Genomic DNA, 26,903 nt, shown 5'->3' on the forward strand with positions numbered 1-26,903 from the left:
CGCAGACAAATCCGGCGAATACTATCATCCTGCAATCGTTTGCAACGTTGCATGGATCAAACTTTCGATTGAATCTTTCCCATAAATAGCGTTTTTGAGAGTTAGTTGCTTGCAAATTGGCCTCTTTTACGAGTCTTGCGTGACGATGAAAAATGAACTGTCTAACTTGTTGAGATAGCTGGATAAGCAATGAGTTTATTATGAAAAACAACGCTAGAGTGCTCGTTGAGACCCGAGTTAACAAAGCTGGTCATAATACAGACAATTTACTCAGTACTTACCTTGCTCAAGATTTGATAGTTGCTTATTATTCGGGTTCTTGTTCAGAGGATTATAAAAACTATGCGCTATTTAGCTCTCTTACTGATAGGTTGGTTGTCCCTACCAGTATATGCATTAACTCAGGTGGATATCTATCGTGCCGAAGTGGTTATCGACAGTGAGCAGAACGACGGTGAGTCTCTGGCTCGTCAACAAGGTATGCAGGATGTGATTGTTCGAGCGACCGGTTCTCAATCCTCTTTAAGCAATCCAGTGATAAAAAAGGCACTTGGTTCAAGTGCGCGTTACATTTCCCAACTGAGCTATGGGCAGGTTGATGGAAAGGTGAGCTTAAAAATGTTGTTTAACAGTGACCAAATCAGCTCGCTTTTAACACAAGCACAATTGCCATCTTGGTCGCCAAATCGCGCCAATATTTTGGTTTGGATGGTGGAAGAGCAGGGCTACGATCGTAATATTGCTTGGGAGCATTCCGACTCTTCAAACGTTGTAGCACTTCGCAGTGCTACGAAATCGAGAGGCTTGCCGATTACGATCCCAGTTGGTGATTTTGATGATGTAACTGGTGTTAATGTTTCTGATCTTTGGGGCGGCTTTATTGAGCCAATTGGCCAAGCGAGCCAGCGCTACCCAGCGGATGCCGTTTTAGTTGTGCGCGCTCAAGGTGAACAAATTCGCTGGACGTTATACGATCAATCACCAATGAGAATTGTTGAAGCACAGCGCTCTCCGCGTAACGGTTCCGCATCAGGCGCCAATGCCATTGCTGAGATGGTTGATGGCATCGCTGACTACTACGCGAGTAAGAGCGCAGTGGTAGTATCTGGAAAATCTTCAAAAGCGTTGGCGGTGAAAGTCCTTAATGTAACGTCTGCCACGGACTTCTTCCGTTTAGAGAATGCGTTAAAACAACTTAATTCGGTTGCGGGTACGGAAATTAAGCGTGTCCAAGGTGATGAGCTGACGCTCAACATCCATCTTTTGGCATCTCAACAAGCTTTTGAGAAAGAAGCTTCTTCTATTTCTCAATTAATGGTTTTTGAAGATCCTTTGGGTGAAGTTGATGCCCCAGCTTTAACTCAAGAAGCAGAGCCAATTGCTCCGATGAATGAAGCTAAAGATACAGCTATGGTCGAAAAAGTGCAGTCTGAAGTGCCTGCGGATATCGCGGCGGAAGCAAAGGACGAAACGCAACCAACTCAGCCGATGATTGTGGAGCCTGTCCGAGAACAGTATGACTTGATCTACGAGTGGCGCTCGGCATCGTAATCGCATTGATAGCTTTCCAGGCGTAAAGCGCAAGGATCAAACACCAATGTGGTAAGCGTAAAAAAGAGTCGCAATAGCGACTCTTGTTGTTTTCTAAATTCGTATTCGAACCAATGCTCAGTGATTGATTGCGATTGGCGTTATTTATTGAATTTCGCTTTTTCTTCTTTTTCTACTTGAGAGAGGCGCTTCAACTTAAGACCTAGCTCTTTGCCTCTCGCTCTAGCAAACAAAATATTGCCAGCGAAACCGAGTGAAGTCAGGAGCAACTCTACTGCCGCAAGCCAACGTTCTCCACCATCCACATAAAGGATGGTCAGCGCATGCAAGAAATACAGCATAAGAACAAAGTTAGCCCAAGCATGAGTGTAAGGCTTACCAGCCAAAATACCAGGCAACGGAAGTAATAGCGGAATACACCAAGCAATAGCAAGTGTTGTGCTGCTAAGGTGAGGGTGAGGGGACAACGCAAGCTGCCAAATTGCGACCCAGGCTAATAAGGCTAAGTTGCCAAATAAAGCTAGGTAACGATAGGTTTTAGCCTGTGTACCGAGTGGTGTTTGGTCTAAAGAGTCAGACATCGATTAACTATCCTTGATTTTACTAACAGACTTTTAGTTTTAACGCTGCAGTTGCCAGCCTTTTGCCTAGTTGTTGTGCCAGACGAATCTCTTCACTGCTGAGGGTTGCCTCATGGCCTACACTGCTGGCGCCATACGGAGTGCCTCCGGACTGCGTAGTGTGTAGCTCTGGTTCGGCATAAGGAATGCCCAAAACCATCATCCCGTGATGCAATAAAGGGGTCATCATGCTTTGTAACGTTGTTTCTTGACCACCATGCATCGAAGAGGAAGAGGTAAAGACACAAGCTGGCTTATCGATTAAGTCACCACTGACCCATAAAGATGTAGTCTGATCCCAGAAGTGCTTTAAAGGCGCAGCCATGTTGCCAAACCAGACGGGACTGCCAAACGCTAGACCGTCGCACGTTTTCAGTTCCTCTAGAGTAACAATTGGATCAGAAGGGGAGTGTGAGTGAGGTGACAATTCTTCAACTGTACGCAAAATTGCTTGGCATTGAGGAGTCGATTCGACTCCTCTTGCTATCTGTCTTGCCAGTTGTTTTGTCGAGCCGTGACGGCTGAAATACAAAATAAGGATCTGGCAATCCATTTATAGAATATCCAACACTTGCTCTGGTGGTCGACCAATTTTCGCTTTGCCGTTGGCAACTACCACCGGACGCTCAAATAATTTTGGATTTTTCGCCATTGCTTCGAACAATTGCTCATCGCTAACAGAGTCTTCGCCTAGGCCAAGTTCTTTGTATTCGCTTTCTTTGGTGCGCATCATTTCACGTACAGATGAAAAGCCAAGTTGTGCGTACAGCGCTTTTAGCTCATCTACGTTAAGTGGTGTGTCTAGGTATTTGACGACTTCCGGTGTAACACCATTTTGCTCAAGCAGTTCAAGTGTTTGACGGCTCTTTGAGCAACGAGGGTTGTGATAAATCACGACTGACATGGTTTTCTCCATTTCGTTATTGTAATGCCATGAATCGATCTCTTTGGATCATGAGTTGGTCAATACGGGCATCGTATCGAGCTTGCTCTAAGCTGCCCAACTTGGCCATTTTACTTGCTTCACTATAATATTGAATCGCTTTATTCCAGTTTGCTCGCAACGCCAAAATTTCCGCTCGCGCAGCCAACTCTTCATCACTACGTCCTAGCGCGTGGTAGCTCTTCGATATTAGGTGCCAGCCATTTGTATCTTCAGGATAATCATGAGTGTATCTTTGAAGAACTCGCGTGGCTTGATCGTTTTTATTGTCCTCAAGTAGCGCATTGGCATAGTTAATGGTCAATACTTTATTTTGAGGGTTCCGAGATAACGCTTTACGGAGCATCTCGGTTGCTTTTTCTGGCTGCTTCTTCTCGATATATAAATCCGTCATAGCATCCAGGTAGAACGGGTTACTTGGGTCCTGCTCCAGCAACTTTTTCAAAATAGGTTCCGCTTGAGACAAGCGTTTGCTGTCTAAATGTACGAGTGCTCGCCCATAGTCAAAAGCAGGTGTGATGTCCGCAGAGGCTTTCTTTTGAGTTCGCTCAAACCAGCCCAAAGCAGCTTGTCCATCAATGCCAGCGTAACGAGCCACAATGCGCGCACGCGCTAGGTGATAGTCTATTGAAGGCACAACACGCATTGGTGGATAGGTCCTTGCTCGTGCACGGCTATCGGTAATTCGATCTTCAGGTAGTGGGTGAGTCAGTAGCATTGGCGGCGGTTTACTCGCATAACGATATTCATCTGCAAGACGGCCAAAAAAACGTGGCATTGCTTGAACATCAAAACCAGCTTTTGCCAGTGTCGAAATACCAAAGCGGTCCGCTTCTTTCTCATTTGCGCGAGTGTAGTTGATTTGGCTTTGCATGTTACCTGCGGTTGCCGCCGTAATTGCAGCCATCCCCGCTTCTGGTGAGGCAATCGAAAGCAGTAATGCGCCAGCGAGTGCAGCTAATGTGGCCGGAGAGCGACGTGCTTGCTCTTCCATGCTGCGCGCAAGGTGGCGTTGTGTGACGTGCGCAATCTCGTGAGCAACAACAGAGGCTAACTCGCTTTCTGAACGTGCATGAAGAAACAACCCAGAGTGCAACGCTACGTAACCACCAAAAAACGCGAACGCGTTAATATTGCGGTCGCGAATCATAAAGAAGTGAAACGGCGTTTTTACATCGTTCGCATTGGCTACTAATCTGTGCCCGAGAGCGTCAATATACTCATTGATAACAGGATCATTAACGATAGGTTTACTGGCTCTGAGCATACGCATATAGGCGTCGCCGTAAATTAACTCTTGGTCTATTGAGAGCGTGCCACCAGCAGCCGTGCCAATGTCTGGCAAGTCGATGCTATTGGCATAAGTTGTCGGCGAACTGATTGCAGCTGCAAGACATAAGCAAACTAGCGAGCGAGTGCGTTTTAACATACGTTTAAAAGGTTCTCCAAAATACATAAGCATGTGGTTAGAGGCTGAGAACCTCTCAACAGCGCCACATGCGTTTTGGTTATCCGCGAGGATATAAGCTAGCAATAAGACCGGAAATAAATGAATTGGTTTCGTAAATTATTTTATATCCGAGTCATTTCAGCATGTGGTTAAATCATGTCAGAAGTGCTAGCACCAGCTCAAAAAGCCGTTACAATACAACCCTATCATAAGTGCAGAGCAATACAATGGAATCCATGTTACTTGATTTGCGTGAACAACGTTGCCCTATGGCACTGTTACTTGCAAAGCGTCACGCTGCTGAAGTCTTTCAAGGAGAAACGCAGCAGTATCATCAACTTGTTATTCAAGTGGTGGATAACAGCTCTAAACGAGACATTGTGAACTATCTCAGTGCCCAAGGGTACTCAGTTGATTGCCAATCTACATCAGAGCACTACACATTGACTGTATTCAATAAGGAATCCGCATAAGATGTTTGAAATGGTTAGTCGTTGGTATAAACGACGTTTCTCAGACCCTCATGCAGTAAGTCTCGTCGCGATCTTGCTGTTTGGTTTTATCACCATTTACTTCTTTGGGCATTTGATTGCGCCATTGCTTGTCGCGATCGTTTTGGCTTATTTACTTGAATGGCCAGTCGTAAAAATGTGTCGCATGGGCGTGCCGCGCACTTTGTCGGTCATCATCGTGATCTTAATGTTCGTCGGATTGATGTTGATCGCTTTGTTTGGTTTGGTTCCGACGATTTGGACTCAGGTCGGTAATCTAATTAACGATATTCCAAACATGTACAACGGGTTACAAAAGTTTATTGTCACGCTACCAGAACGTCATCCTGAGTTAGCAAACTTAGAAATTGTAGAAACCGTGGTGACAAATGCCAAAAACCAAGCGTTGGGACTTGGTGAGAGTGTAGTAAAAGGCTCACTTGCGTCATTAGTCAGTATTGCGACGCTAGCGGTATACCTGATTTTAGTGCCACTACTTATCTTCTTCTTACTGAAAGACAAAGAAGAGATGCTAAGAATCGCGAGTGGTGTTTTGCCGAAAAACCGTAAACTCGCGAATAAAGTTTGGCATGAAATGAACGAGCAGATCTCCAATTACATTCGCGGTAAAGTGCTCGAGATTTTAATCGTGGGTGGCGTGAGCTACGTGACTTTTGCCATTTTAGACCTTCGCTATTCGGCGCTGCTTGCCGTAGCAGTCGGTCTATCGGTGTTAATTCCTTATATCGGCGCGGCAGCTGTAACTGTGCCTGTCGCCATCGTTGGTCTGTTCCAATGGGGTCTTGCGCCTCCGTTTTATTGGTTGCTGCTTGCTTACGGTATTATCCAAGCGCTGGATGGTAATGTGTTGGTTCCTGTTCTGTTTTCTGAGGCGGTAAATCTACACCCAGTTGCCATCATTGTGGCAGTGTTAGTCTTCGGTGGCTTGTGGGGTTTTTGGGGCGTATTCTTCGCCATTCCCTTGGCGACACTAGTTAAAGCCGTATGGCATGCTTTACCAAGTACGGAAGAAAACGAACCCGCCGAACAAGAGTAGGCGTTACCAAAGTACAATGCTCAAAAGAAAGCCCAGCAGTTTGCTGGGCTTTTTGTTATTTGAGAACGGATCGCGCTTATGCGTTTTCGTTCAGGTAATTTAATACGACTTCGTGGTGATCTTTGGTTTTGAACTTGTTGAACACGTGTTCAATTACGCCTTCTTCATTGATCAGGAAGCTAATGCGGTGAAGACCATCGTATACTTTACCCATGAATTTCTTTTCGCCCCAAACGCCAAATTGGTCTGCAACGGCATGATCTTCGTCAGAAAGCAGGGTGAAGTTTAAATCATCACGCTCGATGAATTTGCCTAGGCGTTTTACAGGGTCGATACTTACGCCAAGTACCACCACGTTGTGTGCATCGAGTTCAGCTTTGATGTCACGAAGACCTTTTGCTTGTGTAGTACAACCCGGAGTCATCGCCTTAGGGTAAAAGTAGAAAAGTACTTTCTTGCCTTTAAAGTCTTCAATAGAAACGGTATTTCCGTCTTGGTCGAGCAAAGAGAAGGCTGGCGCTGGCGAGCCTGCTGTCAGCGTATTCATGGTGATTTCCTTTACTTTATAGTGTGTTTTTAATGAAATTCAGAGAACCTTGTACGTTGAGCGACTGACAAAGTTCATCGAAATCTTCTTGTAATTGCATTAAGTTACAATCCGCACTTACTGATGCGGTAATCGCAATGTGGAATTGGTCCGCATCAAGTTGAATTTTCGACTTACTGATAGTTTGGGCGCTAAGAGAGTCCAAACCAATCTGTTGATCCGCGAAGAACTTAGTAAACTTTTCAGTCAGACCTGGGCGGTCTTCAGACTCAATAAACACTTCCATTGTGTAGCTGTTGTCGAGCAATTCGTGCGCCGACGTACGCTTCATAATCGTAATCAGGTCATGCTCTTGGCCAAGTAGAGGCAATTGCGTTTCTACCCGAGTCACGCTACTGGCGTTCCCAGTTAGGAGCATGATCAGCGTAAATTCACTTCCAAAGATAGCGATACGGCTATCGACTATGTTACAACCGGCTTGAGTAACGAGGTGTACGACTTGGTTACAAATGCCTGGACGGTCCGTTCCAACTGCTGTAAGTACCAGATGTTGCTTCATAAATGAGCTTCTTGTCCTTTCTTCAATAGAGAGATGTTAGCACAGATATTGCGGAGAAATATCGAGTCAGTTCTTTTTTTAGTTTACAAAAAAGTAGGTTGGCTCTTGAGGTGAACGATTGGAGGCAAGCAGTAAACGAGGGAGTTGGGGGGAAATAAAACGTTTGCATGATGTGCTTGCGTATTGTTTGGTCTTTTTATTCACTCAGGTCTGACTTGGTGAGCGCAACCCAAGAGTATATTTTCCTGGCTTGTGCACTTCAGTATTTTCCAAATCACTGATAGATTCTAAAGTCACTCGAAGCCCAACACGATTATCAATATTGCCGCTAATCAAACCAAATAGAGCAATTAAGTTGCTAGACCTCTAACAACTGATAATTATTCATTCATTTGTACTTTGTAAGCGAGTTTACGCTCTTGTGTTTTTCAATCGCATTACAGTACCATGCAGAAAGAGTTAAATGAGGGAGATAAACATGTTTTCAGGAAGTATCGTAGCGCTGATTACGCCATTCAAAGCAGATGGCGAAGTAGACTTTGACAGTCTGCAAAAGCTAGTAGAGTACCACGTTGAAGCGGGTACAGACGGTATTGTGGCAGTAGGCACAACAGGTGAGTCAGCGACACTGACCATTGAAGAGCATGTAAAGGTCGTTAATAAAACTGTTGAGTTTGCCGACGGTCGCATCCCTGTGATTGCTGGCACGGGTGCAAATGCAACCCACGAGGCAGTAACATTTAGCAAATTACTGGCTGATTCTGGTATTGCTGGCTTCCTGAGTGTGACACCGTATTACAACAAACCAACTCAAGAAGGTTTGTTCTTGCACTACAAAGCAATTGCTGAAGCGAGTGATGTGCCTCTAATTTTATACAACGTACCAGGCCGTACTGCTGTTGATATGCAGCCAGAAACAGTGGCACGCTTGTCAAAGCTTGATAATATCGTGGCTTTAAAAGATGCAACGGGCGATTTGGACCGAATTGCAATTCACCGTGAACTTTGTGGCGAAGATTTTATCTTACTAAGTGGCGATGATGCGACGGGTCTCGATTTTGTGAAACTTGGCGGCAATGGTGTTATCTCGGTAACAAACAATATTGCAGCTAAAGACATGGCAGACATGTTCCATTTGGCAAGTGAAGGTAAGTATGAAGAAGCAGAAGCGATTAACCAACGCTTGATGACTCTACACAAAAACCTTTTCATTGAAGCAAGCCCTATCCCAGTAAAATGGGCAGCGCAAAAGCTTGGTTTGATTGAAGAAGGTGGTTTGCGTCTTCCTTTAACCACACTTTCTGAAAAATCGCAGCCGATCGTTGAACAGGCGTTAACCGACGCCGGTATTTATTAAAATTGAGCTATTAAGATTGAGTTACTAGGATTGAAGTTCATACTGGGGGCCAAAGCGCCCTCGGTGTTTTAGGAGTATAGATGAAGCTTTCAAGCCAGTTAGTGTTAAGTTCATTAGCTGTATTCGTATTGACTGCCTGTTCAGGTGGTGCCAATCAACGTCGTCAAGCAAAAGATGACTTCGAGTATTTGAACTCCCCCAATTTGGGTGAGTGGAATGTCCCGCAAGGCGCACAGCCACAGTTTTACCCGAACTATGAGATCCCTCAGGGTAACTACGCTGGTGGTGTAGGTAAAGATGTCGACATTCGTCCACCTCAACAAGTCCTAGAGCTTATTCCTGGTGCACGTCTGGACCGCAGTAGTGATGGTGAAGTGACACTTTGGCTACTTCGTAAAGATGAACTAGACAAGGTTTGGCAAACCGTACAAAACATGGTCGCGGCCAACGAGATTCCAGTTGAAAGCCAAACAGATTCTCGCATTGAGACGGGTTGGGTGACGTGGGATTCGCCAGACGAAGAGCTGGAAATTGGTAGCCGATATGAGATCGTACGTGCTGAAGCAAATGGTCGACACGGCTTTAAAGTTAGTCTTATTGACTGGCGTGAAGGCAATCAAGTGAAAGAAGTAACGGCGACCAACCGTGAGCGCTACAATGTGTTCATGACGAACTTGGTAACCGCTCGCTACGATCAAGAAGTACGTGAAGAAGCACAACGTAAAGCGCAAGAGTTGGTTAAACAGATCCCAATTACAATGGGTAAAGACCGTAGTGGGCTTCCTGTGATTGTCGCGCGCGCGCAATACAACATGCTTTGGCAACGACTGCCTAATATTCTACCTAAGATGGGCTTTAAGATTGAAGAGCGTAGCCAGTCTCAGGGCACAATCACTGCGAAATATGCGTCTCCGGATGATGAATTCTGGAACGATATCGGCGTTAAACCAGTGGAGTTAGACGCTGGTAAGTACACATTCTTACTTGGCGATTTAGGCAACCGTACGTCTATCAATATTACGGATTCCTCTGGTAAGCCAGTAGAAGAAGAGTTTTTGAAATCACTAGCGCCTGTATTGGCTGCGACGGTGAAGCAGTAACCAAAGCGAACTTAACGCGATACGTTTACACAATAATTGAAAAGGGACCCAGTGGTCCCTTTTTGATGCTTATATTCGGCGTGTCGAGATAAAGTAGGTGTTTAACTAACGAGGCTCGTCTTTGTTACTCTCCTCGTCAGCGGAGCGCTGTTTATCCAACGTGTTCAGCTTATCTAAATCGTTCTTACGGCTTTTATCCATCTGACCAAACTTCATTTTTGCGGTGTATTTGAGTGCGGCAATGTTACCAATGACCACGCTCAACACTACAATGATAATGACCCAAGGATTGGTGAGTATTTCTATCATAGAGCCTCCGGCGGCGTGATATTGTGAATAAATTTGGCAACGACGTTATCCAAATTATTCAGTATGACGTCAATCCCTGCAATGTTGTCGGTTTGATTTTGCTGAATCAACTGGTTTCTGAGCACATCAGGCGTCAATTGCGCGAGGCACTGTTGCCCGACAGTGCGGTGGCTAATGTGCCAAGGCTCAATCGAAACGCCACCTAAATCTTGCTGATAAGGGAAGAAGAAGCCGAATCGACCAAGGTTGGCTTTTAACCATTGGTAGAACGCTTGTTGGTGGCCTTCAAGGTACTCCCAAGGCTCCAGCTTGAGTTTGGTGTCAGTAGGCAATAAATTGCGCGCATAGACATCAAAATCACAACCCCAATGATGACGACTTCCTCCAGGCAGTGCCGACCAGCGCAAAATGGCCATCAATTTCTCTTCGTCATTTAACTCTGCTTTATTCAAAGGGCGGGAGTTGATGTCGAGAATTGGCAACTCACCAGAAAATTTCCCGTTCCAGATGGCTTTTTGGCGATTAAAGTCACGAAAACCACTGGCGATTTCCATTTTGAAACCTGCTTCGGTCGCGGCATTAATCATCTTCAATAAGTCATTGACTACTTTAGGGTGAAGCATAAATGCCTTTTGCCCCACTAGTGTGGATTGAAGATGAGAATCAGTGATTCCGGTGAGTTGCTCTGGTGTCATGGTGCTCTCGCTGATTACTTCGCTAACAGGTGTTTCAACGTGTTCTCGTACATGTCAGTCAACTTTTCTAGATCGTCCACTTTCACGCATTCGTTCACTTTATGAATCGTAGCATTAACAGGGCCTAACTCTACGACTTGACCACCCATTCGAGCGATAAAGCGACCATCAGACGTACCGCCAGTTGTAAGTAGGGCTGGCTTCGTATCATTCACGTCGGCAACAGCAGCAACAACCGCATCTAGCAGCGCGCCTGTATCGGTCAGGAATGGGTCGCCGTTGAATGTCCATTTTAGATCGTAGTCCAGCTCATGCTTGTCCAATGTTTCGGTAACACGCTGAACAATTGCGTCATTGTTAAGCTCAGTACTAAAACGTAGGTTGAACTGAACATGGAACTCGCCAGGAATGACGTTAGACGCACCAGTGCCAGCCGATACGTTCGGGATCTGGAAGCTGGTTGGTGGGAAATAATCATTTCCTTTGTCCCACTCTGTTGTTGCGAGTTCATGAATCGCGAGTAGAGACTCGTGCACAGGGTTATTGGCTAGGTGAGGATAGGCCACGTGGCCTTGTGTTCCTTTTACCGTTAAATCGCCCGTGATAGAACCGCGACGTCCATTTTTCACCACATCGCCAACTACTTCGGTGCTGGATGGTTCACCGACGATACACATGTCGATATTTTCGCCACGTGCCATCAACGTTTCTACAACACGAACGGTACCATTGATAAATGGTCCTTCTTCATCCGACGTAATGAGAAAGCCGATTGAGCCTTTGTGGTCTGGGTTTTCTGCAATGAAGCGTTCGACAGCAACGACCATAGCAGCTAGCGACCCTTTCATGTCCGCTGCACCGCGACCGTGTAGGTAACCATCAATAATAGTTGGTTCAAACGGATGTGTATCCCAGTGCTCCAGTTTGCCAGCAGGTACCACATCGGTGTGGCCAGCGAATGCAAATAGTGGCGCTTCTGAACCACGGCGAGCCCAGAAGTTCGTGGTATCTTCAAACACCATTACTTCAATTTCAAACCCGAGTGCTTTTAAGCGCTCGATCATCAAATCCTGACAACCTGCGTCTTCCGGCGTTACAGATTGTCTACTGATCAGATCTTTAGCAAGTGCCAATACTGGACTGTCTGTCATCCTTGAGTATTCCTTTATTTAAGAGTTGAAAATGGTAGCGTATTGATCAGCTTTAAAACCGATATGAAGTTGATCATTCACTTTTAAAATTGGGCGCTTGATCATCGCCGGATTTTCTACCAAAAGAGCGATCGCGTTTTCTTCGTTAAGCGTGTCTTTCTGTTCTTGTGTCAGTTGGCGGTAGGTCGTGCCACGTTTGTTGAGCACCTGTTCCCAACCTAAAGCGCGACAAAATTCGCTTACCATAGCTACATCAACGCCTTGCTTACGGTAGTTATGGAAGTCGTAAGCAATATCCTCAGCTTCTAACCATTTTTTGGCTTTTTTGATCGTATCGCAGTTGGGAATACCAAACATGGTAATCGACATAGTGTTTCCTTTTTTCTTTGTTCTATTTTTCACTGGCGCGGTTAAGACGCACTTAAGTGATTTGGACTGCTATAGCATCCTATCAAGAAGCAATCAAACTGACAAAATGCGGTGGAAAATATTTTCAGATAGATTGAGATAACTGATGTTACGTAACTTATTTACGATGAATGCACTATAAATCGAATAAAAAATCGTCTAAATCAAATGGAAAAGTCGAGTTATTGATCAAACGCAACATCTCGCTGAGCAAAAACGAAATAATGAATCAGCACAATTTTAGGAGGTGTCAATGGAATTGAGTCCTGTTTTTGCAAGGCGGCTATATTTGGCCTTGTTGGTGGAAAACCTAGAAAGGCCGAATGTGCCAAAGTTGATCGAAAAAACGGGGTGGCCTCGTCGTACAATTCAAGATGTACTCAAGGCGTTACCTGGGATCGGCATTGAACTCATATTCGTTCAAGATGGCCGACGTCATAATGACGGCTATTATCAACTTTCAGATTGGGGGCCTTTTGATAGCCAATGGGTTCTAGAGCGGGAGAGAGATATCGCTAGCAGTCTTGGATTTCGTGCATAAGCCAGCAATTGCTGGCTTTTTTCATATTCAGGCGTCATCCATTGCAGCGGTAAGCGGAGCCCAGCACGCTAAATGAGGTGATAAAATCTTGCGGGGAGACCATAAAAACGGTGTCCGCATCGATAGCCGCTGCATTGTTTTTTAAATCATTCATCGCGCCTTGCATCATCGCGTCATTAGTCATAAAAATGTAGTTATACCAATGACCCTCGCTTCCGGTGACTTCGCCTTTGTATTCGCATCGATCAGGGTTGAACTGAGCGTCAATGCGAATATGAACATCTTGGCTTTGAGCATGAGTAAGGTGAGAAGGCATCGTGCAACCAGAGAGAAGTACGACAAAAAGTCCAAGTAACAGGCGTCTCATCAGCTATTTCCCCAATACTATGTAAGCAGCAAAGCCAATCCAGCTCAGAGCGAGCAGTATCCAAGGCAGTTTGCTTGATGCATGGTTTGGCGCATCGTCGGTGATGTTGTCTTGTTCGATAGCTTCTTCATGCTGACGTTGTTTTTCACGTTGCTGTTTTTTCTTCGCTTTATCGGCTTGACGATTGCGCTCTTTTTGCTGCTTCTTATATTGAGCGATGCCTTTTTCGATACCTTGAGCGATAAGCTTGGTTTGCTCTTTGGTTTGCCCCGGTTTCTGCGTGGATTTGGCAATTCTCATCGCTTCGGCTTGAGTTTCTTGAGAAGGCGCTGGGGTAGCTGGAGTTCTTTTTTTCATGTTTCTCATCAACGTCATTGTAAATCTTTGTTTAGTTTACCTGTGTAAGATGATGAAATGAACTTTAGTTCTCATCTTTGCTGGCTTGCAACTCTGAAATGATAGGTTAAAGTGGCGTTTTATCACATTAAGAAGAAGATGTTGTGCGCTACTCGTTTGACCAATATGACGCCCATGGATTTTTAAAAGCGCCGATTATTTTATGGTTTGGATGGATGTTTCTTGTACGTTCATGGGTTGTGTTTGCGATGGCAGGCGTAAGTCGTGATAGTGGCAGTAAGCTACTCGCTATTGTTTATCCAGACTCAAGTACGCTGTATTTGGGTTTGGCTATGGGCATTCCAAGCCTGCTTCTCATGTGGTTGATGGGGCTCCGTCACCCCGATAGAGGATGGGTAAACAGAATTACTCGCTATGGTCGAGAGATCACTTTGATCTTGTGCGGTATCCAACTGGCTCAGACCATGTATCATGTGTATCTGGAACATGGTGTATTCAACTGGGCAAACGCCCTTACCATTACCTTATTAGCTTGGTTTATGATCTATCTTCTAAATGGAAGATGGGTAAAAGACTGTTTTCATGTGCCACAATTGGAGCGCAATGAAGAGCAGCCTTCGAAGAATTAAAAACAATAACTTCCCACACCGGGGCAAAGTATAGAGGAAACCTCAATGTCACAAGCTCAAACGGCGATCGTGCCAGAAGCAGGGCCATTTGCACTGTACACTCAACTTAAAGTGAACCAAAACCGTGAAAACGTATTGGATAAGCTGAAAGCACTACCAAAGTTAGTGGAAGAGTTAAATATTACCCAGCCAGGCGCGGCGCTGACCCTTTCTATCGCATTCACAAAATCGTTTTGGCAACACCTCAATGTAGACGCGCCAGAAGAGCTTATTGATTTTACTCAACTTGGCGAAGGGGACATCGTAGCGCCTGCAACGGATGTTGATGTGCTGATTCACTGTCACTCTACTCGTCACGACTTGCACTTTTATGTTCTGCGTAAGTTTCTAGAAGAGACGGCACAAGATGTCACCATTGTGGACGAAACGTATGGGTACCGTTACCTTGATGCTCGTGATATGACAGACTTTATTGATGGGACAGAAAACCCGAAAGGGGAGGCTCGCGCTGATGTGGCTCTAGTAAAAGAGGGCCCATTTGCTGGAGGTAGTTATGTCATGGCTCAACGCTTCGAACATAACCTTGCCGCTTGGAATCGCTTGAATGTCAAAGCGCAAGAAAAAGTGATTGGTCGTACCAAACCAGATTCTATCGAGCTAGAAGACGTTCCTGCTGCATCACACGTTGGTCGCGTTGATATTAAAGAAGAAGGAAAAGGTCTCAAGATTGTTCGTCATAGCTTGCCATACGGGACGGTAACAGGGCCTCATGGCCTGCTGTTTATTTCTTACTGCAATACACTTCATAACATTAAAGTGATGCTAGAAAGTATGTACGGCGTGACAGATGGTAAAACAGACCAAATGCTTCGTTTCACAAAAGCGGTAACTGGTGCGTACTTCTTCGCTCCATCACAAGAAATGCTCGCAGAGCTAGCCATCAAGTAAGTTCTCAGACTTTATTTCTTAAGCCCTCCAATTGGAGGGCTTTTATTTTCTTCTTTTCTATTCCACAGACTTTTTCAAAAAAGACTAAACCTTTCGATTATTTGGTCGATAAGTATCCAAAGCCTTAATTTATTTGGAGTCTGTGTCTCTTGGCTATCACCGTTAATACCAATGTTGCAGCACTTGTCGCACAACGTCATTTGACCAGTGCAACTGACATGCTGAACCAATCCATGGAGCGTTTGTCTTCAGGGAAGCGTATTAACAGCGCAAAGGATGACGCTGCGGGTCTGCAAATCTCCAACCGCTTGCAATCACAAATGCGTGGTTTAGATGTTGCGGTTCGCAACGCGAATGACGGCATTTCCATCATGCAAACTGCGGAAGGCGCGATGAATGAGGTGACCAATATCATGCAACGTATGCGTGATTTGTCGCTACAGTCAGCCAATGGTTCAAACAGCAAAGCGGAACGCACTGCACTGCAAGAAGAAGTGACGGCACTTAACGATGAGCTAAACCGCATTGCCGAAACGACCTCCTTTGGTGGGCGTAAACTGCTCAATGGCAGCTTTGGTAAGTCGGCATTTCAAATCGGTGCAGCGTCAGGTGAAGCTGTGCAAGTTGAATTAAAGTCGATGCGCAGTGATGGTATTGATATGGGCGGCTTTAGTTACATTGCGAATGGACGCGCAAACTCTGATTGGAAAGTAAAAGACGGTGCCAATGATCTTAGCATGTCATTTACAAATCGTTTTGGTGAGACGGAAACTATTCAAATTAATGCCAAAGCTGGCGACGATATCGAAGAGCTTGCGACTTATATCAATGGCCAAACTGACAAAGTCACTGCATCGGTGAATGAAGAAGGCCAGTTACAGCTATTTATGGCTGGAGAAGAAACTTCAGGCACTTTATCGTTTTCAGGTGACTTAGCGAGTGAACTTGGGTTGCAGCTAAAAGGTTACGATGCGGTTGATAACATCGATATTACGTCTGTCGGTGGTGCGCAACAAGCCGTGGCCGTCCTAGATACTGCGATGAAGTACGTTGATAGCCATCGTGCTGAGTTAGGCGCGTATCAAAACCGCTTTAATCACGCGATCAATAATCTGGATAACATCCACGAAAACTTAGCCGCTTCCAACAGTCGTATCCAAGACACTGACTACGCGAAAGAAACCACGCAAATGGTGAAGCAGCAGATCTTGCAGCAGGTCAGTACTTCTATTCTTGCACAAGCAAAACAAGCGCCAAACCTAGCATTAACCTTACTTGGCTAATGATCGACCTCGCTCGAATTTAACGTAAAACCTGCCTGTATCGACAACTCGAAAAGAAGCTTTAGCGAAAATTTGACGTTTTTTTGCTTTTTTATCTGCTTCATCACGATTCCTTCTCCAAATGAACTTTTTCCAAAAAAATCCAAAAAATTCCCTAAAGAAATCAGTTTGAGCGCCGTTAATAAAAGTAACTTTGAGAGAACTACTTGGTTTTCCGAGACGTCGGAAACCGCTATACCGGAAAATCAATTGGAGAAATCACCATGGCAGTGAATGTAAACACTAACGTATCAGCGATGACCGCTCAGCGTTACCTAAACAACGCAAACTCAGCTCAACAAACTTCTATGGAGCGTTTGTCTTCGGGTTTCAAAATCAACAGCGCAAAAGATGACGCTGCGGGTCTACAAATCTCGAACCGTTTGAACGTACAAAGCCGTGGCCTGGATGTGGCGGTTCGCAACGCGAACGACGGTATCTCAATTGCACAAACCGCTGAAGGTGCAATGAACGAGACCACTAACATTCTTCAACGTATGCGTGATTTGTCTCTGCAATCAGCAAACGGTTCAAACTCGAAATCAGAGCGTGTGGCGATTCAAGAAGAAGTGACCGCGCTAAATGACGAACTAAACCGTATCGCAGAAACCACGTCTTTCGGTGGTAACAAGCTACTAAACGGCACACACGGTGCGAAATCGTTCCAAATCGGTGCGGATAACGGTGAAGCCGTGATGCTTGAGCTCAAAGACATGCGTTCAGACAACAAAATGATGGGCGGTGTGAGCTACCAAGCTGAAAGTGGTAAAGGTAAAGACTGGAACGTTGCTGAAGGTAAGAACGACCTAAAAATCAACCTAACGGACAGCTACGGTCAAGAGCAAGAAATCAACATCAGCGCAAAAGCAGGTGACGATATCGAAGAGCTTGCGACTTACATTAACGGTCAAACTGACCTAGTGAAAGCCTCAGTAGATCAAGACGGTAAACTGCAAATCTTTGCTGGCAACAACAAAGTCGAAGGCGAAGTCGAGTTTTCAGGCGGCCTATCTGGCGAGCTGGGTTTGGGCGAAGGTAAAAAAGTAACGGTAGATACTATCGACGTAACCTCAGTTGGTGGCGCACAGGAATCTGTTGCTATCATCGATGCGGCACTGAAATACGTAGACAGCCACCGCGCAGAGCTGGGTGCATTCCAGAACCGTTTCAACCATGCAATCAGCAACTTGGACAACATTAACGAGAACGTGAACGCGTCGAAGAGCCGTATCAAAGATACTGACTTCGCGAAAGAAACGACTCAAATGACCAAGTCACAAATTCTATCGCAAGCGTCAAGCTCAATCCTTGCGCAAGCGAAACAAGCGCCAAACTCAGCGCTAAGTCTGCTAGGTTAATTTCAAACCTAAGACGAGAACCTCATTGGCTCGTGGTGAGAGATGAGCGAGTAAACCCAGCTTCGGCTGGGTTTTTTTCTGTCTTTTTGGGACTCAGAATTTCTGCGAATCACGACATTAGAGCTTCGTCACATTTCAGTAAGCCAAAGAAAATAATCGCAAAAAATTGAAAATTTCTTCTAAAGGATATTCATCGGTCGCCGTTAAAGGGACTGAGAGAAATGAGATGTACCTAAGTGAGGTGAGAGACACGACGGTACATTCACTAAAGCCTTAAGGAGATCAATTATGGCGATTAACGTTAATACTAACGTTTCTGCGATGACTGCACAGCGTTACCTAAACCAGGCAGCTGACGGTCAACAAAAATCAATGGAGCGTTTGTCTTCGGGTTATAAAATCAATAGCGCGAAAGACGATGCTGCAGGTCTACAGATTTCAAACCGCTTGAATGCACAAAGCCGTGGCCTAGACATGGCGGTGAAAAACGCAAACGACGGTATTTCTATTGCACAGGTTGCTGAAGGTGCAATGAATGAATCTACCAACATCCTACAACGTATGCGTGACCTATCGCTTCAATCTGCGAACGGTTCTAACTCAAAAGCAGAACGTGTTGCGATCCAAGAAGAAGTAACAGCGCTAAATGACGAGCTAAACCGTATTGCTGAAACTACCTCTTTCGGTGGTAACAAGTTGCTGAACGGTACATACGGTACGCAATCTTTCCAAATCGGTGCAGACTCAGGTGAAGCAGTGATGCTTTCTATGGGTAGCTTGCGCTCAGACACTTCTGCAATGGGTGGCAAGAGCTACGCAGCAGAAGAGGGTAAAGATGCATCTTGGACTGTTGGTGAGAAAACTGAGTTCAAAATGAGCTACACCAACAAACAAGGTGAAGAGAAAGAGCTATCGATCAGCGCAAAACAAGGCGACGACATTGAGCAGCTAGCAACGTACATCAACGGTCAAAACGATGATGTAAAAGCGTCTGTTGGTGAAGATGGCAAGCTACAAGTATTTGCTTCTTCTCAAAAAGTTCAAGGTGATGTTGAGTTCTCTGGCAACCTAGCGGACGAGATCGGCTTTGGCGGCCCGAAAGACGTAACAGTGAAAGACATCGACGTAACAACAGTAGCAGGCTCTCAAGAAGCCGTGGCTGTTATCGACGGTGCGCTTAAGTCAGTAGACAGCCAACGTGCGTCACTTGGTGCTTTCCAAAACCGCTTCAACCACGCAATCAGCAACCTAGACAACATTAACGAGAACGTTAATGCGTCTAACAGCCGTATTAAAGATACTGATTACGCGAAAGAAACCACTGCGATGACTAAGTCGCAAATTCTTCAGCAAGCAAGTACTTCAATCCTGGCTCAAGCGAAGCAGTCTCCATCTGCAGCGCTAAGCTTGTTGGGCTAAGTGGTTGACCCAGCCTGAGGTAAACACCTTAGTGCTGGGGCACCAAAGCGATAGGTTCTATCGTTAGCCCATAAGGTGGAAGGGAGATTGTAATGGATATATCCTCCTACGCATCGAACATCCAGCCTTACGGCACGCCAAGTGGCACAAAGTTTGCAAATAAAAATGGCAATGATATAGGCACGTCTAGCCCAGCAAATTCAAATGGTGAGGTTTCGCCGCAAAAAGCGAAAGACACCGAATACGACTTCTCTGTTCAAGCAGCGATCGAGATGGCAGAAAGCCGTCAAGAGCTGAACAAAGAAGAACGTGAAAAATTGGTCGCGCAAATGAATGAGTTTGTGACGTCCATAAACAAAGGAGTCGCGTTTCGAGTGGATGAGGAATCCGGGAGAGATGTGGTGACGATTTACGAAGCCAAAACGGGCGACGTGATTCGTCAAATTCCTGATGAAGAAATGCTAGTGGTATTGCGTCGCCTAGCTGAGCACACAGCCAACAGCGGGTTGTTGACTGAAAAAGTGTAAGTCGTTTTTAGAGGTGATTTGATGAGTTTAGGCCCTTTGGGGATGTCTGGCGGCATGGATATCAATTCCATGGTCAGCAAAATTGTGGATGCCGAACGCGTACCAAAGCAGCAACGCATTGACAACGAGCGCACGACAATTAATGCCAGTATCAGTGCCTATGGGCGACTAAGAGAATCACTGGATACGATGAAAAATCTCATGGCGAACTTTCGTCAAGAGAAAGCGTTTGCCGTTCGTACTGTTGAAACGACAGACGACAATATCGTATCTGCTACTGCAACTACAGATGCTATCGCTGGCAAATATGCTATCGATGTGTTGCAGCTTGCCCAGAGCCACAAAGTCGCTTCTGACGTACTGCCAGAAGACGCAAAGTTTGGCCCTGGTAAGCTGCAGATTTCGCTTGGTGATGACACCTTCAACGTGAACGTTCGTTCGAGCTCCAAGCTCGCAGATGTCGTACGCGGCATCAACGGCTCAAAAGACAATCCCGGTGTTCGAGCATCTCTCATTAACGACGTTGAAGGACCACGCCTTATCCTTGCCTCAAATCTCTCTGGTAAGGATCATCAAATCAGAGTCAGTGTGGAGGCCGACAAAGGCAACCCTCTAAAGTATTTCGAATATCAAACACTTGAAGACCGTGTTAACGCGCTTGAAGAAGCTCGTTCAGCGGCGGAAGAAGTGTTAGGTCCTCTTCAATTCCCCGAGCAACCAGTAGAACTGGATGCAAACGGCAATCCTCTACCTCCAGAAGAGCAAAAAGCGGCAGAAAATGGACAAGATGATGGCTCCCAAGAGCCAATCTCTGCTGCGGGTGCAGAAGCTGCTAAAGCTGGGCAGGAAGCGATTGATGAAGCCAACCGACGCGCGAGTTTGCGCCCTGAAGACCGAATTCCAGGGTGGACAGAAACTGCGTCAGGCACTTTGCTGGATTCTTATGAAGAGCCAGAGCTCGAACTCGACGAGAAAGCAATAGAGAAGGCACCAGATGTACCGGGTTGGAGTAATGCGGCATCAGGCACATTAACCGACTCTTACGTTACGACGAAAGAGGCCAAGCAGCTTCTTGAGCAAGAAAAAGCTGAAATTGAGCAAAAAATTGCGAGTGAAAAACAAGCGCTAGACGCAAAAGTTGAACGTGGTGAATTGACCGAAGAGCAAGCGAAACAAATTCATCGCGCTAAGCTGGATCCTCAAGAACGTGAACGTTTAGACAAAATTGATGAAGCAGAAGCGAAAATCGCAAAAGCGCAATCTGCTTTTGAAGAATACCTTGGTATGACAGAGGTACAAGCAGGGCAAGATTCAGAAGTTCTGCTTGATGGAGTAGCAAAGCTTTCTAGTCACAATAATGTGATTGAAGATGCCATAGAAGGTGTTGATTTAACGCTTAAAGGCAAATCAGAACCGAACAAGCCACCTGCTGAAATTGGCGTCGAATACGACCGTCAGAGTGTGCGTAACGACATCGAAAACTTTGTTGCGGCGTACAACTCGTTTTATCAAACGTCTCAAGCGTTGGCGAGTGTGGATCCGGTCACTGGTCAAAAAGGACCGTTGTCGGGTGACAGTACCGTACGCAGCGCAGACTCACGATTAAAATCGGTATTTTCCACTCAAATTGATAAAGCGCCTGAAAACCTAAAGTCATTAACTGAATTTGGCATTACTACCACGCGTCAAGGTACCTTAGAAATCAACTATGACATGTTAGATCGTCAGTTGAACAACAACTTCAACGAGCTAGAAAAGTTCTTCGGTGGCAACACAGGTTTTGCTAAACGAGTCGAAGACGCGATTCATGGTATTACAGGCATTACAGGCAGCATTCGTACTCGAGAGAAAAGTCTCACAGAACAAAATTATCGTTTGAGTGATGATCAAGCGGCATTAGATCGCCGCATGGAAAGCCTAGAAAAGCGCACTCACGCGAAGTTTACCGCCATGCAAGATGCGACTGGCAAAATGCAAGGTCAGTTAGGTGCCTTAATGAGTGCGTTGGGTTAATAAATGCAAAAAGAACTCATAGATATTAGTGATATAGATCAACTAATTACGCAAGAATTGGAAAAAGTCGACTTTAGTACTGAAGAAATTCTTCGCTTGGTCGATATCAGGGAACGGTTATTGCAAAACCTGTTACCAATTATTCATCAAAATCCTTTGGTTAAGCAGGATGCAGAGTGGCAAGCGTTGCTTACTCGTACCAAAAGAATTGTCGAGCTGATGCAATCGGAAACGTCAAAGGTCGGAAAAGAACTTCATAAGTTTCGTTATGGCCAGCGTTCGCTTCAGCAGTACAAAAAATTTATTTAAAAGAGGATTACTATGCGCGGTTCTTTGCAAGCATACAAAAAGGTATCAGTCGACAGCCAGCTAAGCGCGGCTTCTCCGCACAAAGTCATTCAAATGCTTATGGCTGGTGCGATTGAGCGCCTTATTCAAGGTAAAGCGGCCATGCAAGCAGGCAACATTCCAGCAAAAGGTGAGCGTTTAGGTAAAGCGCTAGACATCATCATTGCGCTACGTAGCTGTCTATCGATGGATGACGGTGGTGATATTGCTTCAAACTTAGATTCACTCTATGAGTTTATGATCACGCAAATTTCAGCTGCTAACCATCAAAATGATCCTCAACTGATCGACGACGTTATCGACATTATCCGTGAGATCAAATCCGCTTGGGACCAAATCCCTACAGAGTTTCATAATCTTACAGCAGCTGAAGTCGGTATTTAATAACCAAAACAACGCGTTAAGATATTAGAGGAATATATTTGTCAATTGCGCAACGAGTTGTGTAGCAAAGTTTCTATCAAGCTCACACCTCTTTATTGCTTGGTTGCCTTATTTTTATATTCAAATAAAATAGAAGCCATTAGTAGCCCTAATGGCTTTTTTTGTTGCTGATTTTCCTATTTTGTCTATCGTAAATTGAGTGTGGTGGTTCTGCCTTCTTTTAGCACCCAATTGCGCAAATCAAGGTTTGGCCGCAACGCACCTAAAATAAAGGCAATCATTCTTACTTATGCAAGGTTTGGCAAAGCTGCTTGTAATTGATGATGACGCATCAAGTCGTTTAAATTTAAGCAATATATTGGAATTTGTTGGAGAAAATTGCGAAGCGGTCAGTTCTGATCAGCTCAGCGATGTTGATTGGTCTAGCGTATGGTCGTGCTGTATTGTTGGTAATATTCCAGCAGGTCAAGCGGCGAATACGGTTATCTCTCATTTAAACAGCGCCTACCACATCCCACTTTTAGTCATGGGCCGATTTCCGTTGCCCGTGGATGATCTTCCAAATTTTGTAGGTGAGCTAGAACTACCTCTTAATTACCCACAGCTTAGTGAGGCGTTACGCCACTGCAAAGATTTTCTGGGTCGAAAAGGGGTCAATGTCGTTGCTAGTGCACGAAAAAACACGCTTTTTCGCAGCTTAGTTGGTCAAAGCAGAGGTATTCAAGAAGTTCGTCACCTGATCGAGCAAGTCTCAGACACTGAGGCAAACGTGTTGATCTTGGGTGAATCTGGTACCGGTAAAGAAGTCGTTGCGCGTAACATTCACTATCATTCGTCGTACAGCAGTGGTGCCTTTGTGCCCATTAACTGTGGTGCCATTCCACCGGAGCTTCTAGAAAGTGAATTGTTTGGCCACGAAAAAGGCGCGTTTACTGGTGCGTTAACGGCACGTAAAGGTCGATTTGAGCTCGCAGACGGTGGCACGATCTTTCTTGATGAGATTGGCGATATGCCGATGTCGATGCAAGTTAAGTTACTTCGCGTATTGCAAGAGCGCTGCTTCGAACGTGTGGGTGGCAATAGCACCATCAAGGTCAATGTTCGAGTTGTCGCGGCAACACACCGTAATCTAGAAAGTATGATTGAAGAAGGCACGTTCCGAGAAGACTTGTTCTATCGTTTGAACGTGTTTCCAATCGAGATGCCTGCGCTGAAAGAGCGCAAACAAGATATTCCATTGCTGCTGCAAGAGTTGATGACGCGTCTGGAAGCGGAGGGTGGCCAGCCTATCTGTTTTACCCCTCGTGCGATCAATTCATTGATGGAGCACAACTGGCCGGGTAACGTGCGTGAGTTAGCCAACCTTGTTGAGCGAATGATCATTCTGTACCCAAATAGCTTGGTCGATGTAAACCACTTACCAACCAAATATCGCTACAGTGATATTCCGGAGTTCCAACCAGAAAGTAATCCGTTTATTTCGGTTGAAGAACAAGAGCGTGATGTGTTCCAAGACATCTTCTCAGAAGACTTTAGCTTTGATGATCAAGACGATCTTGACCACAGCATGAACGCTCCGCAAGCGCTGCCGCCTGAAGGTGTAAATCTGAAAGAGCTGTTGGCTGATTTAGAAGTTAATATGATCAGCCAAGCGTTAGAAGCACAAGGTGGAGTCGTGGCACGAGCCGCTGATATGCTGGGTATGCGACGCACAACGTTGGTGGAAAAAATGCGTAAGTACAACTTACAACGCTAGGCAACGTTGAGATTTAAGACGATATCTAAATCATTTGGGCTATTTAGCATCGTTTTTCTGACACCAAAAACCGTTATCTGAGGGTGTCAACTTATTGTCGATGACTTAACGTCATGATAAATATAAAAAATAGCTTGGTACGCTAATTGCTTACCAAGCTATTTTAGTTTTAGCGGCGATATTTCGACAGGCAGTAATGGATAACAACACCAACCAATCCCATTTAGATTCCGTAGAAAATCAGGTTGAGCGCTATAAGCAGGTGCTTGATGTGATGCCTGCCGGAGTGATTCTGCTCGACACGTTCGGCATAGTGCGTGAAGCAAACCCAGAGGCGCACCGAATTCTTGAGATTCCACTGGTTAATGAAAAATGGTTCAACATTATTCAGGCGGTGTTTGATCCTCGTGAGGATGATGGTCACGAAGTTTCCCTGCGGAATGGTCGTAAAGTTCGATTAGCCATTTCGGCTTCTACGACAGGTCAATTGATCCTGATTACCGATTTAACCGAAACTCGCTTACTTCAAGCTCGTGTGAGTGATTTACAACGCTTGTCGTCGTTAGGGCGTATGGTAGCGTCACTTGCTCATCAGGTAAGAACGCCGCTATCGAGCGCCATGCTATATGCATCCAATTTGGGAGCGCCAAACCTTCCACCAGCGACAAGGGATCGCTTTCAAACCAAATTAATGGATCGACTGCACGATTTGGAAAAGCAGGTTAATGATATGCTGCTTTTTGCTAAAGGTGGTGATAATAAAGTCATTAAGCCATTTACGATTGCTCAGTTGGTGGCGGAATATCAGCCGATGGTCGAAACCGCGCTAAAAAATAACGGTATTGATTACTGCCTAGAAGTGGAAGAAGAACAAACTGAGTTGCTAGGCAATGCGAATGCGATTGCATCCGCGTTGAGCAACCTTGTCATGAATGCGATTCAGATGTCTGGTAAAGAGTCGCAAGTCGATATATTTTTCCGCCCGGTAAATGGCGAGTTGCGCATTTCAGTGCAAGACAGCGGACCGGGTGTACCTGAAGAACTACAAGCCAAAATTATGGAGCCATTTTTTACCACGCGTTCTCAAGGAACCGGGTTAGGGCTGGCTGTTGTTCAAATGGTTTGCCGTGCCCATGACGGTCGATTGGAACTTATTTCAGAGCAGGGTGATGGAGCCTGCTTTACCATGTGCATTCCGCTAGAGCGAGTGCAACCAGAAGCGCAGTAAGCAGCTTCTGGTAATAACAATTACTGGAGAATCAGAATGGCGCAAAGCAAAGTGCTGATCGTAGAAGACGATGAAGGTCTTCGTGAAGCCCTAGTGGATACTCTGGCTCTGGCAGGGTATGAGTGGTTAGAAGCTGACTGTGCGGAAGACGCACTACTAAAACTCAAATCGAATACTGTCGATATCGTCGTTTCTGACGTGCAAATGGCAGGTATGGGCGGGTTGGCTCTGCTCAAAAACATCAAGCAGAATTGGCCTAACTTACCAGTACTGTTAATGACGGCGTACGCCAACATTGAGGATGCCGTGTCGGCAATGAAAGACGGCGCGATTGACTACATGGCGAAACCATTTGCACCAGAAGTATTGCTGAACATGGTCAGTCGATATGCACCGATCAAAAGCGATGACAATGGTGACGCGGTCGTGGCTGATGAAAAAAGTCTGCGACTACTTGCTTTGGCCGATAAAGTGGCACGTACAGATGCGAATGTTATGGTGCTAGGTCCGAGTGGCTCAGGTAAAGAAGTGATGTCGCGTTATATTCACAACGCATCAAACCGTAAAGATGGTCCATTCGTTGCTATCAACTGTGCGGCGATTCCAGACAACATGCTGGAAGCGACACTATTTGGTTACGAGAAAGGCGCGTTCACTGGTGCGGTTCAAGCGTGTCCGGGTAAGTTTGAACAAGCACAAGGCGGCACAATCTTGCTGGATGAAATCAGCGAAATGGACTTAAACCTGCAAGCGAAACTATTACGTGTTTTGCAAGAGCGTGAAGTGGAGCGCCTTGGCAGTCGTAAGAGTATCAAGCTGGATGTACGCGTGCTCGCGACCAGTAACCGTGATCTCAAGCAGTATGTCTCAGAAGGCAACTTCCGTGAAGATTTATACTACCGCTTGAATGTGTTCCCAATTGCGTGGCCAGCACTGAACGAACGCAAAGGCGATATTGCGCCACTTGCCAAGCATCTTGCTGAGCGTCATTGCAGCAAGATGGGGATGCCAGTGCCTCAATTTTCAGCCGTTGCGGTAGAAAAGCTGCTGCAATACCCTTGGCCAGGTAACGTTCGTGAGCTGGATAACGTGGTGCAACGAGCTCTTATTTTAAGTGAGAATGGTGATATCGACGCTGAACACATCTTACTAGAAGGGGTGGACTGGCAAGATGCCAACAGCTTGCAACATGTGGTGCAAAATGCAGAGATGGTGGTACCTAATGTTAAGCCAGTCGCTCAACCTGAGAGTGTGAACCGTCCGGTATCTGGCGGGGAAGGCTTGGGCAGCGAGCTGCGTGACCAAGAATACGCCATTATTTTGGAAACCTTGGTGGAGTGTAACGGCCGACGCAAAGAAATGGCGGAGAAACTGGGCATAAGCCCACGAACCTTGCGCTACAAACTTGCCAAAATGCGTGATGCTGGTATAGATATCCCAAATTAACATGTGCAATCGCCATAAGACA

30 protein-coding genes are annotated in these 26,903 nt (G+C 45.6%); 18 read left to right on the forward strand and 12 right to left on the reverse strand.

What is annotated here, in order from left to right; all coding sequences use genetic code 11:
- Nucleotides 1-342: 342 nt before the first annotated feature.
- Nucleotides 343-1,551, forward strand: coding sequence for a DUF2066 domain-containing protein (locus MSG33_RS13870; protein WP_248381300.1), 1,209 nt, complete (start codon nt 343-345; stop codon nt 1,549-1,551).
- A 140-nt stretch (nt 1,552-1,691) separates the two neighbouring features.
- Here MSG33_RS13870 and MSG33_RS13875 read toward each other — a convergent pair whose 3' ends face one another.
- The 4 genes from MSG33_RS13875 to MSG33_RS13890 are packed head-to-tail and all read right to left on the reverse strand — an operon-like array spanning nt 1,692 to nt 4,543.
- Nucleotides 1,692-2,132 carry a DUF2069 domain-containing protein gene (locus tag MSG33_RS13875; RefSeq protein WP_012841511.1) on the reverse strand — a complete coding sequence of 147 codons (441 nt, stop codon included), beginning with the start codon at nt 2,130-2,132 and terminating at the stop codon, nt 1,692-1,694.
- Nucleotides 2,133-2,154: 22 nt separating this feature from the next.
- Complete coding sequence (gene wrbA, locus MSG33_RS13880; RefSeq protein ID WP_012841512.1) at nt 2,155-2,724, reverse strand: NAD(P)H:quinone oxidoreductase; 570 nt, start codon at nt 2,722-2,724, stop codon at nt 2,155-2,157.
- Nucleotides 2,725-3,075 (reverse strand): arsenate reductase (glutaredoxin), encoded by a 351-nt coding sequence (gene arsC, locus MSG33_RS13885; protein ID WP_005380410.1) that lies wholly within the window; start codon nt 3,073-3,075, stop codon nt 2,725-2,727. It abuts the gene before it with no gap.
- Nucleotides 3,076-3,091: 16 nt separating this feature from the next.
- Nucleotides 3,092-4,543, reverse strand: a complete 1,452-nt coding sequence (locus MSG33_RS13890; RefSeq protein ID WP_012841513.1) for a M48 family metallopeptidase — start codon at nt 4,541-4,543, stop codon at nt 3,092-3,094.
- A 257-nt stretch (nt 4,544-4,800) separates the two neighbouring features.
- Between MSG33_RS13890 and MSG33_RS13895 the strand changes: the two genes are divergently transcribed.
- Together MSG33_RS13895 and MSG33_RS13900 are read left to right on the forward strand one after the other, a co-directional pair.
- Entirely contained in the window at nt 4,801-5,037 is a 237-nt protein-coding gene (locus MSG33_RS13895; RefSeq protein WP_046875522.1) for a sulfurtransferase TusA family protein, read from the forward strand.
- Between the two features lies 1 nt (nt 5,038).
- Nucleotides 5,039-6,112, forward strand: a complete 1,074-nt coding sequence (locus tag MSG33_RS13900) for an AI-2E family transporter (protein WP_047008856.1) — start codon at nt 5,039-5,041, stop codon at nt 6,110-6,112.
- 76 nt (nt 6,113-6,188) lie between these two features.
- Here MSG33_RS13900 and bcp read toward each other — a convergent pair whose 3' ends face one another.
- Nucleotides 6,189-6,659, reverse strand: coding sequence for a thioredoxin-dependent thiol peroxidase (bcp, locus tag MSG33_RS13905; protein ID WP_248381301.1), 471 nt, complete (start codon nt 6,657-6,659; stop codon nt 6,189-6,191).
- A gap of 16 nt (nt 6,660-6,675) precedes the next feature.
- On the reverse strand, nt 6,676-7,218 hold the full coding sequence (locus tag MSG33_RS13910) for a glycine cleavage system protein R (protein ID WP_012841515.1): 543 nt from the start codon (nt 7,216-7,218) through the stop codon (nt 6,676-6,678).
- A gap of 478 nt (nt 7,219-7,696) precedes the next feature.
- Here MSG33_RS13910 and dapA point away from each other — a divergent pair, with 478 nt between their 5' ends.
- A complete protein-coding gene (dapA, locus tag MSG33_RS13915) occupies nt 7,697-8,575 on the forward strand; it encodes a 4-hydroxy-tetrahydrodipicolinate synthase (RefSeq protein ID WP_012841516.1) in 879 nt (292 codons plus the stop codon).
- A gap of 80 nt (nt 8,576-8,655) precedes the next feature.
- Nucleotides 8,656-9,675, forward strand: a complete 1,020-nt coding sequence (bamC, locus tag MSG33_RS13920) for an outer membrane protein assembly factor BamC (RefSeq protein WP_006741687.1) — start codon at nt 8,656-8,658, stop codon at nt 9,673-9,675.
- 105 nt (nt 9,676-9,780) lie between these two features.
- Here bamC and MSG33_RS13925 read toward each other — a convergent pair whose 3' ends face one another.
- Genes MSG33_RS13925 through MSG33_RS13940 form a run of 4 tightly spaced genes read right to left on the reverse strand, consistent with a single transcriptional unit; the run spans nt 9,781 to nt 12,199 of the window.
- On the reverse strand, nt 9,781-9,984 hold the full coding sequence (locus MSG33_RS13925) for a DUF2897 family protein (RefSeq protein WP_012841517.1): 204 nt from the start codon (nt 9,982-9,984) through the stop codon (nt 9,781-9,783).
- The gene (locus MSG33_RS13930) at nt 9,981-10,679 is read right to left on the reverse strand and encodes a M15 family metallopeptidase (RefSeq protein WP_248381302.1); all 699 of its coding nucleotides are present in this window, start codon (nt 10,677-10,679) and stop codon (nt 9,981-9,983) included. The genes MSG33_RS13925 and MSG33_RS13930 overlap by 4 nt, the downstream gene beginning before the upstream one ends.
- Before the next feature lie 14 nt (nt 10,680-10,693).
- The gene (dapE, locus tag MSG33_RS13935; RefSeq protein ID WP_047008854.1) at nt 10,694-11,830 is read right to left on the reverse strand and encodes a succinyl-diaminopimelate desuccinylase; all 1,137 of its coding nucleotides are present in this window, start codon (nt 11,828-11,830) and stop codon (nt 10,694-10,696) included.
- 18 nt (nt 11,831-11,848) lie between these two features.
- On the reverse strand, nt 11,849-12,199 hold the full coding sequence (locus tag MSG33_RS13940; RefSeq protein ID WP_104974904.1) for an ArsC family reductase: 351 nt from the start codon (nt 12,197-12,199) through the stop codon (nt 11,849-11,851).
- Nucleotides 12,200-12,491: 292 nt separating this feature from the next.
- On the opposite strand from MSG33_RS13940, the gene MSG33_RS13945 reads away from it, so the two are divergent.
- Nucleotides 12,492-12,779 (forward strand): helix-turn-helix domain-containing protein, encoded by a 288-nt coding sequence (locus MSG33_RS13945; RefSeq protein WP_005380433.1) that lies wholly within the window; start codon nt 12,492-12,494, stop codon nt 12,777-12,779.
- A gap of 34 nt (nt 12,780-12,813) precedes the next feature.
- On the opposite strand, the gene MSG33_RS13950 is transcribed toward MSG33_RS13945, so the two are convergent.
- Together MSG33_RS13950 and MSG33_RS13955 are read right to left on the reverse strand one after the other, a co-directional pair.
- Nucleotides 12,814-13,146, reverse strand: a complete 333-nt coding sequence (locus MSG33_RS13950; protein WP_081441201.1) for a DUF4156 domain-containing protein — start codon at nt 13,144-13,146, stop codon at nt 12,814-12,816.
- A gap of 3 nt (nt 13,147-13,149) precedes the next feature.
- Nucleotides 13,150-13,503 (reverse strand): DUF2956 domain-containing protein, encoded by a 354-nt coding sequence (locus MSG33_RS13955; protein WP_134647219.1) that lies wholly within the window; start codon nt 13,501-13,503, stop codon nt 13,150-13,152.
- Nucleotides 13,504-13,646: 143 nt separating this feature from the next.
- On the opposite strand from MSG33_RS13955, the gene MSG33_RS13960 reads away from it, so the two are divergent.
- The 12 genes from MSG33_RS13960 to MSG33_RS14015 all read left to right on the forward strand — a co-directional run bounded on the left by MSG33_RS13960 (nt 13,647) and on the right by MSG33_RS14015 (nt 26,881).
- Nucleotides 13,647-14,132, forward strand: coding sequence for a DUF2919 domain-containing protein (locus MSG33_RS13960; RefSeq protein WP_012841521.1), 486 nt, complete (start codon nt 13,647-13,649; stop codon nt 14,130-14,132).
- Between the two features lie 45 nt (nt 14,133-14,177).
- Nucleotides 14,178-15,080: a Dyp-type peroxidase gene (locus MSG33_RS13965; RefSeq protein ID WP_139060391.1), complete on the forward strand. Its 903-nt coding sequence runs from the start codon at nt 14,178-14,180 to the stop codon at nt 15,078-15,080.
- A 149-nt stretch (nt 15,081-15,229) separates the two neighbouring features.
- Nucleotides 15,230-16,363: a flagellin gene (locus MSG33_RS13970; RefSeq protein ID WP_237308208.1), complete on the forward strand. Its 1,134-nt coding sequence runs from the start codon at nt 15,230-15,232 to the stop codon at nt 16,361-16,363.
- A 263-nt stretch (nt 16,364-16,626) separates the two neighbouring features.
- On the forward strand, nt 16,627-17,760 hold the full coding sequence (locus MSG33_RS13975) for a flagellin (RefSeq protein WP_005393103.1): 1,134 nt from the start codon (nt 16,627-16,629) through the stop codon (nt 17,758-17,760).
- Between the two features lie 288 nt (nt 17,761-18,048).
- Entirely contained in the window at nt 18,049-19,179 is a 1,131-nt protein-coding gene (locus MSG33_RS13980; RefSeq protein ID WP_006741693.1) for a flagellin, read from the forward strand.
- Between the two features lie 92 nt (nt 19,180-19,271).
- A complete protein-coding gene (gene flaG / locus MSG33_RS13985) occupies nt 19,272-19,706 on the forward strand; it encodes a flagellar protein FlaG (RefSeq protein ID WP_047008849.1) in 435 nt (144 codons plus the stop codon).
- Nucleotides 19,707-19,727: 21 nt separating this feature from the next.
- Nucleotides 19,728-21,719: a flagellar filament capping protein FliD gene (gene fliD, locus MSG33_RS13990; protein ID WP_248381303.1), complete on the forward strand. Its 1,992-nt coding sequence runs from the start codon at nt 19,728-19,730 to the stop codon at nt 21,717-21,719.
- Between the two features lie 3 nt (nt 21,720-21,722).
- Nucleotides 21,723-22,028, forward strand: a complete 306-nt coding sequence (locus MSG33_RS13995; RefSeq protein ID WP_012841523.1) for a flagellar protein FliT — start codon at nt 21,723-21,725, stop codon at nt 22,026-22,028.
- Nucleotides 22,029-22,040: 12 nt separating this feature from the next.
- Nucleotides 22,041-22,451, forward strand: coding sequence for a flagellar export chaperone FliS (gene fliS, locus MSG33_RS14000; protein ID WP_012841524.1), 411 nt, complete (start codon nt 22,041-22,043; stop codon nt 22,449-22,451).
- A gap of 289 nt (nt 22,452-22,740) precedes the next feature.
- Nucleotides 22,741-24,207 (forward strand): sigma-54 dependent transcriptional regulator, encoded by a 1,467-nt coding sequence (locus tag MSG33_RS14005; RefSeq protein WP_006741695.1) that lies wholly within the window; start codon nt 22,741-22,743, stop codon nt 24,205-24,207.
- A 196-nt stretch (nt 24,208-24,403) separates the two neighbouring features.
- Complete coding sequence (locus tag MSG33_RS14010; RefSeq protein ID WP_006741696.1) at nt 24,404-25,435, forward strand: ATP-binding protein; 1,032 nt, start codon at nt 24,404-24,406, stop codon at nt 25,433-25,435.
- Between the two features lie 36 nt (nt 25,436-25,471).
- Nucleotides 25,472-26,881, forward strand: a complete 1,410-nt coding sequence (locus MSG33_RS14015) for a sigma-54 dependent transcriptional regulator (protein WP_046875536.1) — start codon at nt 25,472-25,474, stop codon at nt 26,879-26,881.
- The last annotated feature ends 22 nt before the right edge of the window (nt 26,882-26,903 follow it).

Source organism: Vibrio sp. 1CM7H (assembly GCF_023161645.1).
GTDB lineage: Bacteria > Pseudomonadota > Gammaproteobacteria > Enterobacterales > Vibrionaceae > Vibrio > Vibrio diabolicus.